The following is a 12,436-nucleotide window of genomic DNA, read 5'->3' as shown; positions in this document are numbered from 1 at the left end:
CCTACTCCACGATCTTGTACTTGGCCTTGAGCTTTCCGATCAGGTCTTTCTCCTTGGCCAGAAACTCATCGAGTTGCTTGATCACCTCGGGGTGCGACAAGGTGGACAGTGAAAAGTCATTGGTGGAATTGGGCAAAGCGGGGTCAAACACCAGCACCCCCGGCTGCTTGAGTGTTTCCGCCATGATGTAATTTGCGGCCAGGGTACCCAGATATACGCCGTCAACCCTGCCAGCCTCACCGAGCTTGATGGCTGCCTCGGCGGCGTTCACCTCGGTCACAGCCACTTTCTTGGACTTGATCTGATCCAGATAGGGAAAAGGCGTAAAGCCGCGCAACGTGGCGATCTTGCTGACACTGCTGAGCTTTCCCTTGTTGGTTGGCAGCACCAAGAGTCCCTCGGTGACTGCGACCACCCCCTTGCTGTAGGTGATGCTGAGCCCCTTTTTTGCATCACCTGCCCAGTACGGGTTGTCAGGGAACTTGAAGTCAAGCGACTTCTGAACCGCGAACTCGTCAAACAGGCGATTGACGGGATAGGGCTTGTAGCTGAATGTGTGGCCGTACTTGGCCGCAAAGGCATCAAGGACATCCCGCGCATAGCCGCTGTAATTTCCACCCTCTCCCTTGGAAATGGGCATGTAGTCATTGGCCTCCACGCCCACCGTAAAGCTAGCCGCATGCCCCGATGGGGCCGTAAGCGCTGCACACAAGGAAACAATGGTCAAAACACGTTTCATGGTTCTACACTCCTCTAGGCGTTGAAGGTTGCTCCATCGTAGTGACACTTGTCAGACACTGCAAGTGCGAGCGGCGCCTGCAGCAGGGAGGATAGTCAGCGTACGCTGGCCCCGCTTTCAAACCAGGTCTTGAGGATCTGGCGCTCCTCTTCGGTAATACCGGTCGCGTTGTTCAGGGGCATGGTACGGGCCACAACGGCTTGGGTATAGAGCGCCTGCGCATGCAACTCCACCGCCGGAGCTGAATCAAGACGAACATTTTTCATCTGCACCGTTTCACCATGGCATGCATAACAGCGTTGCGCCAAGATCGGCTCGATGCTTCTGTACCCCAAGTGGGCCACCGAAGCCGTGCCATCTGCCTTGACTGCTACGCCATTGACAGCAGATGCCATCGGGCGCATCCATACGATCAGCAACACGATCGTCGCTAGCCCGGCAAGTGCATAGCCCCAGGGGTTCGGGTTGCGGCCGAGCTTGTAGCCATGGCGCAGCACGAAGAACTGCCGGATGGCTGCGCCGGCAGCCATCATGCCAATCAACACCAGCCAGTTGTCCGGATGGTTGTAGGTGAAGCTGTAGTGGTTGCTCAGCATGGCGAACAGCACCGGCAGGGTGAAATAGGTGTTGTGCACGCTGCGCTGCTTGCCGCGCTTGCCATGGATCGGATCCACCGCGCGCCCGGCGGCAATGTCCGCCACCATGGTCTTCTGTCCAGGGATGATCCAGAAGAACACGTTCGCACTCATGCTGGTCGCAAGCATTGCCCCCATGAGCAGGAAGGCGGCGCGGCCGGCAAACCAGTGGCACGCCAGCCATGAGGCAATGCATACCAGCACAGCCACCAGCACACCCACGATGGTGTCGCCATTCTTGCGTTGGCCAAAAACACGGCAGATGCCGTCATAGGCCAGCCAGAACACCACCAGGAAGGCCAGTGCCACGGCCACGGCCGATGAAGGCCCCCAGTCCATGCGAGACTTGTCCACCAGATACATGCCCGCGTTGTAGAGGTAGGACACCGTGAACAAGGAAAAACCGGTCAACCAGGTGCTGTAACTTTCCCAGTAGAACCAGTGCAGGTGGGAAGGCAGCTTCGGCGGCGCCAAGGCAAACTTGACCGGGTGGTAGAAGCCCCCGCCATGGACCGCCCACAGCTCGCCGCTGACCCCCTGGCGCTTGAGGTCATCATCCTCGGGCGGAGTAAGGCTCGAATCCAGGAAGACAAAGTAGAACGACGACCCGATCCAGGCGATGGCAGTGATGACATGGGCCCACCGCAGCAGCAGGTTGACCCAATCCAGAACATAGCTTTCCATACGGATGTGCCTTGCAAGGAGTGTGCCCGGAATACCGGGGCATGTTGACGCTGCTCACCACCGCGGGCGCTCTGAGCAGTTCCATGGCCACGAACTCCCGCCTGCGACCCCGTACAGGCTGGCGCCTGCGCTGGCGGGAGAGGCTTCGGCTCCGCTGCGACCCGTGAAAAGTGTATACAGTTTTCACGGAACGTACCACCGCCAAGGTAAACAGAAGCCTCCATTTTCCGTCGGTGTTTTCCCTAGGATGCCATGCTTCCCAGGGTCTGCAGCAACTGGGCAGCGACTGCCACGGCGATCACCTCCGGGCGCTTGTCCGCGATGCCTGGGACCCCGATCGGACAGGTCACATGGGCGAGGTCCTGGTCTGTATATCCACGCTCGCGAAGACGCCCCTGGAACGACGCCCATTTGCTCTTGCTGCCGATCAGCCCGACAAAAGGGAGGTCGCCTCGCAAACGCTGGCGCTGCAGGCAGGCCGCGACCACATCGAGGTCTTCTGCGTGGCTGAAACTCATGACGAGAACCCGAGACCCGGGCTGCAGATCTGCCACAGCCGCTTGCACCGGCGCACTGTGCTCGCACTGCACGTTGCACGGGAGCTGCTGCGGAAAGATTTCGTCCCGGCTATCGACCCACTGCACCTGTACCGGCAGGCTGCCCAGCAGGTGTACGAGTGCGCGCCCCACATGCCCGCCCCCGAACAAGGCCACCGGCATGCATGCGACTTTCAGTTCAGAGAGCAGGGATTCGACGTCAGCCGCGCCGATGGCGCGAAAACCAAGGGTCATTTCGCCTCCACAGCATTGCCCCAGGCTGGGCCCCAGGGCATACCGCACGCTAACCGCTCCCTGTGCCCCACCGTCGAGCAACCGCCGTGCATGCTCCAGCGCATCCCATTCCAGGCGTCCGCCACCAATGGTGCCCATCTGCGACGTCTTGAAGACAGCCATCCAGGCCCCCACTTCGCGTGGCGCCGACCCGCGCACGCCCAATACCTGCACCAGGATCGCCGGCTCGGCCGTGAGTGTTTGTAATAGTTCGTCAAGAAGAGGCATGGTCGCAATGCTTGCTTACATAAAGAGTCCCCGCAACGCGCGGGGCGGTTACGCACTCTGGCACAGTATGCTCAGCCTTACATAAGAAATTTCGGAGAGATACCATGTTCGACGCCATACACCGCCAGCAGACGGCGCGCACGTCCTTGCGTTGGCTGGCGGTAGCGGTCGCCGCCGCGCTCGCTGCCTGTGCCAGCAAGCCGCCCCCCGCACCAGTCCCCACCCCACGACCCGCCCCGGCACCGCTGCCACCCCAACCGGCTCCACTCCCCCCACCGGAACCTGCGCCACAGCGCATATCCGTGGCCACCAACATCCAGGACTACCGCAAGGACGTGGCCACCCACCTCTATAGCTTGCATCGCGACGAAATCTACGCGGGCAAGCTACCCCCATTGCTTTACGCGGTGGGTGTGCTGCAAACCGACATCGACAAGCGTGGCTACGTCACCGGCGTGCGCTGGATGCGCGCGCCCAGCCATGCCCCCGAAGTCATGGCCCAGATCGAAGCCAAGGTACGCGCCGCAGCCCCCTATCCGGCACCTTGGAAGTTGGGCTCCGTGACCTACACCGAGACGTGGCTCTGGCACAAGAGCGGGCAGTGGCAACTGCACACCCTGTCGGAAGGCCAGTACTGAATCTCAGCGCTTGTGCTTGCGCGCCTTGACCGGGCGTTGGGCACGCTTCTTGGCTGCGGGTTTGCCGGCGTGACGCGTCGGCGCCGCCTTGGCGCTTGGGCGCGCAGCAACATGCGAGGTTCCCATGGCGCGCTGCGTGGATTTATGCCTGGCTGCTGCAGTGCCGGAGGGACGCACCCCTGCCTTGTGGGCGCCGGAACCGACACGCGTGGAAACAGCCGCATGGCGACGCGTTGTTCTTGCCTGTAGTCCGCGCTCGGCAGGCGCCTTGGCGCCATGGTGTTTCCCCGTCGACGTCTTGGCGTGGTGTGGCACCGACACAGTCTTTTTGCTGGCGGCTGCAGCACCCCAGGGCAGGTACAAGGCCCCCAGTGCCAGCACCAGAGCCAGTAAGCGTCCCATCATGGGCATAGCGATTCCCTTCCAAGCCGTTTCAAAGCACCCAGTCCATCGCCTGCATGTAGGCGGGCTGCACCATCAGGGTGTCCCAGTCCGGTGCAGGTGAAGTTGGCAGCAGTGCCCGACGACGCTGCTCGCTGGCTTCGCTGGCGTTCCAGCGGCCCTTGACCTGGGCTTCCGTGAGTCCGTCAATCAGTTCGTCCACCGGCTCGCCCTTACCGACCGACTGGTTGCACAGCAGCACCAGGTCGCAGCCGGCATTGAGCGCAGCCACGGCCGCATCGGTATAGCTCACCACCGCGCCGTCAATGCGCCGCGCACCTTCCATGGAAAGGTCGTCGCTGAAGATGGCGCCGGTGAACCCCAGCTGGCCGCGCAGGATGTCATTGAGCCAGCGGCTGGAGAAGCCCGCCGGGCGGCTGTCCACCTTGGGGTAGATCACATGGGCCGGCATGACGCTCGTGAGGCTGTGGCTGAGCCAGCGGTAAGGAGCCGCATCGTCAGCCAAAATGGCCGTCAGGCTACGCTTGTCCACGGGAACCTCGGTATGCGAGTCGGCCTTGACGAAGCCATGACCAGGAAAGTGCTTGCCGCAGTTGGCCATGCCGCTTTGCAGCAGCCCCTGCATCAGGCTCTTGGCCAGCAGGCTGGCAACGCGCGGGTCGCGGGCAAAGGCGCGGTCGCCGATAACGCCGCTTTCCCCATAGTCCAGGTCCAGCACCGGGGTGAAGCTCAAGTCCACGCCGCAGGCGCGCAACTCGGCACCGAGCACATAGCCACACGCCGTGGCGGCGTTGGTGGCGTCCATGGGCCCGGCTTTCTTGGCCGCGGTGGTGCCGGCCTGCGTGCCCATCCACATCTCGCCCAGGGCGCGCATGGGTGGCAGGTGGGTAAATCCGTCGGTCTTGAAGCGCTGCACACGCCCGCCTTCGTGGTCCACACAGATCAGCAGGTCCTTGCGCACGCGTCGGATGTCACGGCACAAGGCGGTGAGTTGTGCGCGATCGACCCAGTTGCGGGCGAACAGGATGAGACCGCCCACCAAGGGGGACTTGAGACGTTCGCGGTCCACCTTGCTCAGTGTGGTGCCAGCGATGTCGATGATCAGGGGTGCGTGAAAGGACATGGAGGTAATTGCTATCAAAGTGGGAGCTGTTTGCGCCCATTTTATGCGGGCAGGAGGCTAAAAAAGGCATATGCTTCGCGCTGTTGAGGAGAGCGACATGAGCACATCGAAAATCCGCCGCATTGCCATCAGCACCGGGGGGGGCGACGCCCCGGGCCTGAACGCCGTCATCCGCGCCGTCGTCATGGCAGCCACGAACCGCGGCTGGGAGTGCGTGGGCATCCGTGATGGCTTCAACGGCATACTGAACCCCGAGCGCTACCCGCAGGGCGGCACCCTGCCGCTCACGCCGGACACTGTGCGCGGAATTGCCCACCTGGGTGGCACCATCATCGGCACCACCAACAAGGGCAATCCCTTCCACTACCCGGTGGTCCAGGCCGACGGCAACGTGCAGGACACCGACCGCTCCGACGAGCTGCTGGACTGGTTCAAGGCCCGAGGCATCGACGCATTGGTATCGGTGGGGGGAGACGGCTCGCTCACCATCGCCGACGCCCTGCACAAGAAAGGCCTGCCCGTGGTGGGTGTGCCCAAGACCATCGACAACGACCTCGACAAGACCTTCACCACCTTCGGCTTCGACACCGCCGTGTCGTTTGCCACCGAGTGCCTGGACCGGCTGCACAGCACGGCCCAAAGTCACCAGCGCGTGATGGTGGTGGAAGTGATGGGACGCTACGCTGGCTGGATCGCGCTGCACGCAGGCATTGCCGGCGGCGCGCACGGCATCCTCATTCCCGAGATCGCCTTTGACATCGACAAGGTCGCGGCCAAGGTCAAGGAGCGGGACGCCATGGGCCGCCAGTATTCGCTCATTGTGGTGGCTGAAGGTGCCCAGCCGCGCGATGGCGAGCGGGCGGTGGCGGCAGCGGCTGAGATCGGCCACGCAGAGCGCCTGGGGGGTATCGGGGAGCGCGTCGCAGCCCAGCTGGCAGAACGCACCGGCAAGGACGCCCGCACCGTAGTGCTGGGCCACCTGCTGCGCGGTGGCAGCCCGACCTCATTCGACCGTCTGGCGTCCCTGCGTTTCGGCACCGCTGCGGTGCGGGCGCTGGAAGACGGCATGTCGGGGGTGATGGTGGCACTGGCCTTCCCCAACGTGAACTACGTGCGGCTGGATGAAGTGGCCGGACGCATGAAGGCCGTGCCCATGGACAGCGACACCCTGCAGACCGGGCGCGACCTCGGCATCACCTTCGGGGACTGATTGGCCCCGGGCTGGTGAGCTTCAGGCGGAGAGCTTGAAGGTGTTGACCACGCGCTCGAGGTTACCGGCCTGATCCTGCAACTGCTGCGCACCGGCCGCTGCCTGCTCCACCATGGCGGCGTTCTGCTGCGTGACGGAATTCATTTCGGAAATGGAAGTGTTGACTTGCTCAATACCGGCCGTCTGCTCCATGCTGGCGTTGGCGATCTCGCCCATGATGCCGGCCACGTGCCCGATGCTCTGCACGATCTCGTCCATGGTGGCGCCCGCCTGATTGACCTGCGCGCTGCCAGCCTCGACCTTGCTGACCGATTCGTCGATCAGCTTCTTCACCTCGCGTGCGGCAGCTGCGCTACGCCCAGCCAGCGCACGCACTTCCTGCGCCACCACGGCAAATCCGCGGCCCTGCTCACCGGCGCGCGCCGCTTCAACGGCGGCATTGAGCGCCAGGATGTTGGTCTGGAAGGCAATGCCGTCGATCACACCGATGATGTCCTCGATCCTGCGCGATGAGGCGTTGATGGATTCCATGGTCTCCACCACTTGCGCCACGGCCCCGCCACCGCGCACGGCGACCTCGGAGGCCGACGCCGCCAGCTGGTTGGCCTTGCGAGCGTTGTCGGCGTTCTGGTTCACGGTGGCGGTCAGTTGATGCATGGCTTCGGCCGTCTTTTCCAGCGTACCGGCCTGCAGTTCGGTGCGATGCGACAGGTCGGTGTTGCCAGCGGCAATCTCGCGGCTGGCAATGAAGATGGTGTCGGTTCCGGTACGCACCTGGGAGACGATGCGCGTCAGGCTGGCATTCATGTCCTTGAGCGCCTGCTGCAGTTCACCCACTTCGTTGTCCGAGGTAACAGCAATTTCCTGCGTGAGGTCGCCCGAAGCAATGCGCCGCGCTGCCTGGACGCCGCTGGACAGCGGCTGGGTCACAACCTTGCGGATGAAGGGATAGATCAGCATCAGCACCGGTATGCTGGTGAGAATGGCCGCCAGGATGGACTTCCAGCGCTGCGCTGCCAAACCGGCGTTGACGGACTCCAACGAAAGTCGCATGCTGACCGCTCCCAGAACGGTCGCCTCAGGCACTTGGTGGCAGCTGGTGCAATCCTTCCCCAGGTAATCGGAGTAAGCTAGCGTAGGACGCACGGCCCGCAGATACTCCACGCCGTCTTTCAATTCGACTCCGACAATGGGTTTACCCGTTTTCATGACCTCCGCCTCGACGGAATCGGGCACTGTGGTGTCTTTTGCCGTGCCTGGCCCAAAGAGTTTGCTTACCGCCTCTCCGCGAATCACCCTCACATCGCGGATGTAGCCCAACTGCTTGATCTGGTCCAGAAACACGTCACGCTGCGCCACCGTCCCAGTAACCATCATGCCGGTCAATCCCGCCATGGTGGCATCGTGCATGGACATGGAAAACTCTTCCGCCTGGGCAAGCGCAGCCTCGCGTGCCGTATAGGATTGCCAAATAATCACGCCGATCCAGACAACCGTAAGGGCCGCAGCAATCGTAGTGAGCAACTGCACCCAAATTCGGCGGGTTGTGGTTTGCGCCATGCTTGTCCTTCCCTGAAAGTCACTAGGGGGCAACCGCGTTTGCAGCACCCAAAGGCGGTCACTTTATCGGCACTTTGCTACAGAGTCTTGACCCAGGTCAAGCGAAGTCAGCGCATGATGTCCTGGATCGCGTCCACCACCATCATGGTCCCCACCGCCACCAGCAGGATGTCCCCAGCCACCCGAACGTACTTGTAGCCTGCCGGAGGCACACCCATGCGCACCACCAGTTCATTGGGCAGCGGGTAGTACTGCACGTCACGCGGCAGCACCTGACCCTTCTGCCACTTCTTGGCCTGGCCTGGAGGCAGGCAACCATTGTTCTTCTTGGCCAGCCCAGGTGGGCATTTCCCCGCGCGCGCCTGAGCACCGTAGTAGTCCTGGGCTGCACGCTGCTGCTGGCTGCCGAAACCGATGTTCACCGACAGGTTGATGCCCCCGCCCTGTTGCTGTGGCTGCTGCTGGTATTGCTCTTCCTGCTGGTGCTTGTTCTTGCCATGGCCTTGACCTGCCCATTCGGGCTTGCCGGCAACGCTGGACACCGAAAAAGCGACCATTGCGAGGCAAAGGGCGCCGCGTTGGGCTTGGATACGAAACGCAGTGGCGGTCATGGGATGGCTCCAATTAATGCAGGAATCCGGCAACTGTAACGCCAAGTCCCTGTCGCTGAGCCCTTGTTAGACTTGGTAACACTATGAGCGACACCGCCCTGCCACACACCCCCATGATGGCCCAGTACTGGGCGCTCAAGGCGGACTACCCCGACACCCTGCTGTTCTACCGCATGGGCGACTTCTACGAGCTGTTCTACGCCGATGCGGAGAAGGCGGCTCGGCTTATCAACATCACCCTCACCACGCGCGGCCAGACGGCCGGGCAACCGGTGGTCATGGCGGGCGTCCCGTTCCACTCGGTCGAGACCTACCTGGCACGGCTCATCAAGCTCGGTGAATCGGTGGCGATCTGCGAACAGGTGGGCGATGTCGCCACCAGCAAAGGCCCCGTAGAGCGCAAGGTGGTGCGTGTGGTCACGCCCGGCACGCTGACCGATCTGGAACTGCTCAGCGACAAGACCGAAGCCTTGCTGCTGGCCGTGCACCAGGGGACGCGCAATACCTGCGGCCTGGCCTGGATGAGCGTGACCCAAGGCGAAGTGCTGTTGGCCGAATGCGCCAGCGATGCCCTGCCCGAGTGGGTGGCCCGCATTGGCGCGGGTGAGGTGCTGCTCAGCGCCGGGGTTACCCCCACATTCGAGGCCCGCATGCGCGCCGTGCTGGCGACCACCAACGCAGCACTGGTGCTGCGCCCGGAATGGCAATTCGACAGCGCCCTGGGCCAGCGCACCCTGCTGGAACAGCTCAAGGCCGCCAGCCTGGCCCCTTGGCAGGCACAGGACCTGCCCCAGGCCCATGCAGCCGCCAGTGCGCTGCTGGCCTATGCCAGCCACACCCAGGGCCGGGCGCTGAGCCACGTGCACAGCGTGCGCGTGCAGCGTAGCGACGAACTCATCGACCTGCCGGCTACCACCCGGCGCAACCTGGAGCTGGTGCAGACCCTGCGCGGCGAGGACAGCCCCACCCTGTTTTCATTGCTGGACACCTGCTTGACAGGCATGGGCAGCCGCACCCTGAAAAGCTGGCTGCTAGAGCCGCGGCGCGACCGCGCCCAGGCGCAGCAGCGGCACGGGGCCATCGCAGCGCTCAGCCAAGGCCACGCCTGGGAAGACCTGCGCCTGCGCCTCAAAGGCAGTGCCGACGTGGAGCGCATCACCGCCCGCATCGCATTGCGCCAGGTGCGCCCGCGCGAACTCGTGGGCCTGATGCAGACGCTATCAAAAACAGAGCTGCCTGCGAACATTCCACGCGGGCTGGATGCCTATTTGGCACAAATTCACGGCGACCTGCAGCCCCCAAGTGGGTGTGCCGACCTGCTCTCGCGCGCCATCACCCCCGAGCCGTCGGTGCTGGTGCGTGACGGCGGCGTCATTGCCACCGGTTTCGATGCCGAGCTCGACGAGCTGCGCGCCATCTCGGAAAACTGCGACAGCTTCCTGCTCGACCTGGAACAGCGCGAGCGCGCCCGCAGCGGCATTGCCAACCTGAAGGTGCAGTTCAACAAGGTGCACGGCTTCTACATCGAAGTGACGCAGGGGCAACTGGACAAGGTGCCCGAGGACTACCGCCGCCGCCAGACGCTCAAGAATGCCGAGCGCTTCATCACGCCCGAACTGAAAGCCTTCGAGGACAAGGCACTCTCGGCCCAGGAACGCGCACTGGCGCGCGAGAAGTGGCTGTACGAGCAGATCGTGGACCAGCTTCAGCAGTTCGTACCGGCACTGACACGCTTTGCCCGCGCCCTTGCCACGCTGGACGCCCTGTGCGCACTGACCGAGCGTGCGCTGACGCTGAACTGGGTCGCACCGCAGTTCGTGAAGGAGCCGTGCATCGACATCACCCAAGGCAGACACCCGGTGGTGGAAGCCCGCCTGGCCCAGGCCAGCAGTGGAGGTTTCATTGCCAACGACACCCGCCTGTCTGCCAAGCAGCGCATGCAGGTCATCACCGGCCCCAACATGGGTGGTAAATCCACCTACATGCGCCAGATCGCCGTCATCGTGCTGCTGGCCAGCATGGGCTCCTTCGTGCCGGCCACGGCCTGCCGCCTGGGGCCCATCGACGCCATCCACACCCGCATCGGCGCCGCCGACGACCTGGCCAACGCGCAGTCCACGTTCATGCTCGAAATGCTGGAGGCGGCGCAGATACTGCACAGCGCCACGCCGCACAGCCTGGTGCTGATGGATGAGATCGGGCGCGGCACCAGTACCTTCGACGGCCTGGCGCTGGCCAGCGCCATCGCCACCCAGCTGCACGACAAGACCCAGGCCTTCACGCTGTTTGCCACGCACTACTTCGAGCTCACCGAGTTTCCGGCTGCGCACCACGGCGCCATCAACGTGCACGTGAGCGCCACCGAGAGCGGGCGCGACATCGTGTTCCTGCACGCCATCGAGCCAGGCCCGGCCAGCAAGAGCTACGGTATCCACGTGGCGCGCTTGGCCGGCATGCCAGCCGCCGTGGTGAACCATGCCCGCAACACGCTGCAGGCCCTGGAAGCCCAGGCCGACGCCAGCCGCGCGCAGGTCGACCTGTTCGCCGCGCCGCCGCAGGAAGTCAGTGCAGGCCCCAGCCCGATGGAAGCCGCACTGGCTGCCATCGACCCAGACGCGCTTTCGCCGCGCGAAGCGCTGGAAGCGCTGTACCGACTCAAGGGCCTGCAACGCGGCTGAGCCCGGCGCCGCCATTCGACGTACGGATTTCCGTTTCGCCACCCCCAATGGCGTCGGAAATCCGTTTGCCGTCAAGGGGGCAGCCGCCCGGAAATCCGTCAATAGAACGCCAATCGGGGGCCTGTCGGCCCGCTTTTTCAGGGTAAACCCTGCATGGCACAGGTATTGCGATTAGGCAGGCACTCAACCGCCCTGCCTCCATGCTGCGAAACCTCGTTCTGACCCTGATCCTGCCGCTGACGGCCCTGGCGCATGCCGAGCCTGTAGACAGCCCTACCCTGCAGAAGATCGCCCGCACCGGCACCATCAACCTGGGACACCGCGAGTCCTCGGTTCCGTTCTCCTATTACGACGCACGCAAGCAAGTGGTGGGCTATTCCCACGAGCTGATGCTGGCCGTCGTGGAGGATGTGCGCAAGGAACTGCGGCTGCCGGCATTGGCCATCCGTCTGGTACCCATCACCTCACAGAACCGCATTCCCCTGGTTCAGAACGGAAGCATTGACCTGGAGTGCGGCTCGACCACCCACAACCGCGAACGGGATCGCCAGGCAGGGTTCTCGGTATCGATCTTCCAGACCAGCGCACGCCTGCTGACCCGCACCACCTCCGGGGTGCGCGACGTTGAGGACCTGCGTGGACAAAAGGTCTTGGTGACGGCCGGCACTACCAGCGAACGCCAGCTCATGCTGTACCAGCAGACCCACGGTGGTCGCTTCAACATCATCGCAGCGGCGGACCACGGCGACGCGTTCACGCAACTGCAGAACGGTGCGGCCGCTGCGTTCCTGATGGACGATGCCGTGCTCTACGGCCTGCGCGCCAAGGCGGAACGGCCCAGCGACTGGACCGTGGTGGGCCAGCCGCTATCGATCGAGGTCTATGCCTGCATGTTCCGCAAGGGTGATACGGCATTCAAGGCCATTGTCGACCGCAGTCTGGTGCAACTCATGCGATCGGGCGAAGCACTCAAGATCTACCGCAAGTGGTTCCAGAGCCCGATTCCGCCCAAGGGCTTGAACCTGAACTGGCCTGCGCCCGAACACCTGCTGGAGTTGTACCGCAATCCCAGCGACGCCCCCCTGAACTGACACCGCC

At 63.5% G+C, this 12,436-nt stretch carries 11 protein-coding genes; 4 read left to right on the top strand and 7 right to left on the bottom strand.

The features are described from left to right. Position 1: 1 nt before the first annotated feature. The 3 genes from RQP54_RS09470 to xdhC form a co-directional block, all read right to left on the bottom strand. Positions 2-739, bottom strand: coding sequence for a transporter substrate-binding domain-containing protein (locus RQP54_RS09470; RefSeq protein ID WP_315678008.1), 738 nt, complete (start codon positions 737-739; stop codon positions 2-4). 95 nt (positions 740-834) lie between these two features. Then, on the bottom strand, positions 835-2,058 hold the full coding sequence (locus tag RQP54_RS09465) for a urate hydroxylase PuuD (protein ID WP_315678007.1): 1,224 nt from the start codon (positions 2,056-2,058) through the stop codon (positions 835-837). Positions 2,059-2,300: 242 nt separating this feature from the next. Continuing rightward, on the bottom strand, positions 2,301-3,116 hold the full coding sequence (gene xdhC, locus RQP54_RS09460; RefSeq protein WP_315678006.1) for a xanthine dehydrogenase accessory protein XdhC: 816 nt from the start codon (positions 3,114-3,116) through the stop codon (positions 2,301-2,303). 104 nt (positions 3,117-3,220) lie between these two features. Here xdhC and RQP54_RS09455 point away from each other — a divergent pair, with 104 nt between their 5' ends. Continuing rightward, positions 3,221-3,754, top strand: a complete 534-nt coding sequence (locus RQP54_RS09455) for a hypothetical protein (protein ID WP_315678005.1) — start codon at positions 3,221-3,223, stop codon at positions 3,752-3,754. Positions 3,755-3,757: 3 nt separating this feature from the next. Here the strand turns inward: RQP54_RS09455 and RQP54_RS09450 are convergent, their stop codons facing one another. Together RQP54_RS09450 and nagZ are read right to left on the bottom strand one after the other, a co-directional pair. Then, entirely contained in the window at positions 3,758-4,159 is a 402-nt protein-coding gene (locus tag RQP54_RS09450) for a hypothetical protein (RefSeq protein WP_315678004.1), read from the bottom strand. A 28-nt stretch (positions 4,160-4,187) separates the two neighbouring features. Further along, entirely contained in the window at positions 4,188-5,279 is a 1,092-nt protein-coding gene (nagZ, locus tag RQP54_RS09445) for a beta-N-acetylhexosaminidase (protein ID WP_315678003.1), read from the bottom strand. A gap of 97 nt (positions 5,280-5,376) precedes the next feature. On the opposite strand from nagZ, the gene RQP54_RS09440 reads away from it, so the two are divergent. Beyond that, positions 5,377-6,489 carry an ATP-dependent 6-phosphofructokinase gene (locus tag RQP54_RS09440; protein WP_315678002.1) on the top strand — a complete coding sequence of 371 codons (1,113 nt, stop codon included), beginning with the start codon at positions 5,377-5,379 and terminating at the stop codon, positions 6,487-6,489. Between the two features lie 21 nt (positions 6,490-6,510). On the opposite strand, the gene RQP54_RS09435 is transcribed toward RQP54_RS09440, so the two are convergent. Together RQP54_RS09435 and RQP54_RS09430 are read right to left on the bottom strand one after the other, a co-directional pair. Further along, positions 6,511-8,049: a methyl-accepting chemotaxis protein gene (locus tag RQP54_RS09435; RefSeq protein WP_315678001.1), complete on the bottom strand. Its 1,539-nt coding sequence runs from the start codon at positions 8,047-8,049 to the stop codon at positions 6,511-6,513. A 107-nt stretch (positions 8,050-8,156) separates the two neighbouring features. Next, positions 8,157-8,660 carry a DUF1236 domain-containing protein gene (locus tag RQP54_RS09430; RefSeq protein ID WP_315678000.1) on the bottom strand — a complete coding sequence of 168 codons (504 nt, stop codon included), beginning with the start codon at positions 8,658-8,660 and terminating at the stop codon, positions 8,157-8,159. 83 nt (positions 8,661-8,743) lie between these two features. Here RQP54_RS09430 and mutS point away from each other — a divergent pair, with 83 nt between their 5' ends. Together mutS and RQP54_RS09420 are read left to right on the top strand one after the other, a co-directional pair. Beyond that, complete coding sequence (gene mutS / locus RQP54_RS09425; protein ID WP_315677999.1) at positions 8,744-11,338, top strand: DNA mismatch repair protein MutS; 2,595 nt, start codon at positions 8,744-8,746, stop codon at positions 11,336-11,338. Positions 11,339-11,538: 200 nt separating this feature from the next. Continuing rightward, entirely contained in the window at positions 11,539-12,429 is an 891-nt protein-coding gene (locus RQP54_RS09420; RefSeq protein WP_315677998.1) for a transporter substrate-binding domain-containing protein, read from the top strand. The last annotated feature ends 7 nt before the right edge of the window (positions 12,430-12,436 follow it).

It is taken from the genome of Curvibacter sp. APW13 (assembly GCF_032337135.1).
In the GTDB taxonomy this organism is placed as follows: domain Bacteria; phylum Pseudomonadota; class Gammaproteobacteria; order Burkholderiales; family Burkholderiaceae_C; genus Allorhodoferax.
The sequence above is the reverse complement of the archived record's forward strand: the minus strand, read 5'-3'. Positions and strand labels throughout refer to the sequence as shown.

Coding starts and splice junctions, on each gene's coding strand:
- RQP54_RS09470 (WP_315678008.1), bottom strand. CDS start 739: ATGAAACGTGTTTTGACCATTGTTTCCTTGTGTGCAGCGCTTACGGCC.
- RQP54_RS09465 (WP_315678007.1), bottom strand. CDS start 2,058: ATGGAAAGCTATGTTCTGGATTGGGTCAACCTGCTGCTGCGGTGGGCC.
- xdhC (WP_315678006.1), bottom strand. CDS start 3,116: ATGCCTCTTCTTGACGAACTATTACAAACACTCACGGCCGAGCCGGCG.
- RQP54_RS09455 (WP_315678005.1), top strand. CDS start 3,221: ATGTTCGACGCCATACACCGCCAGCAGACGGCGCGCACGTCCTTGCGT.
- RQP54_RS09450 (WP_315678004.1), bottom strand. CDS start 4,159: ATGATGGGACGCTTACTGGCTCTGGTGCTGGCACTGGGGGCCTTGTAC.
- nagZ (WP_315678003.1), bottom strand. CDS start 5,279: ATGTCCTTTCACGCACCCCTGATCATCGACATCGCTGGCACCACACTG.
- RQP54_RS09440 (WP_315678002.1), top strand. CDS start 5,377: ATGAGCACATCGAAAATCCGCCGCATTGCCATCAGCACCGGGGGGGGC.
- RQP54_RS09435 (WP_315678001.1), bottom strand. CDS start 8,049: ATGGCGCAAACCACAACCCGCCGAATTTGGGTGCAGTTGCTCACTACG.
- RQP54_RS09430 (WP_315678000.1), bottom strand. CDS start 8,660: ATGACCGCCACTGCGTTTCGTATCCAAGCCCAACGCGGCGCCCTTTGC.
- mutS (WP_315677999.1), top strand. CDS start 8,744: ATGAGCGACACCGCCCTGCCACACACCCCCATGATGGCCCAGTACTGG.
- RQP54_RS09420 (WP_315677998.1), top strand. CDS start 11,539: ATGCTGCGAAACCTCGTTCTGACCCTGATCCTGCCGCTGACGGCCCTG.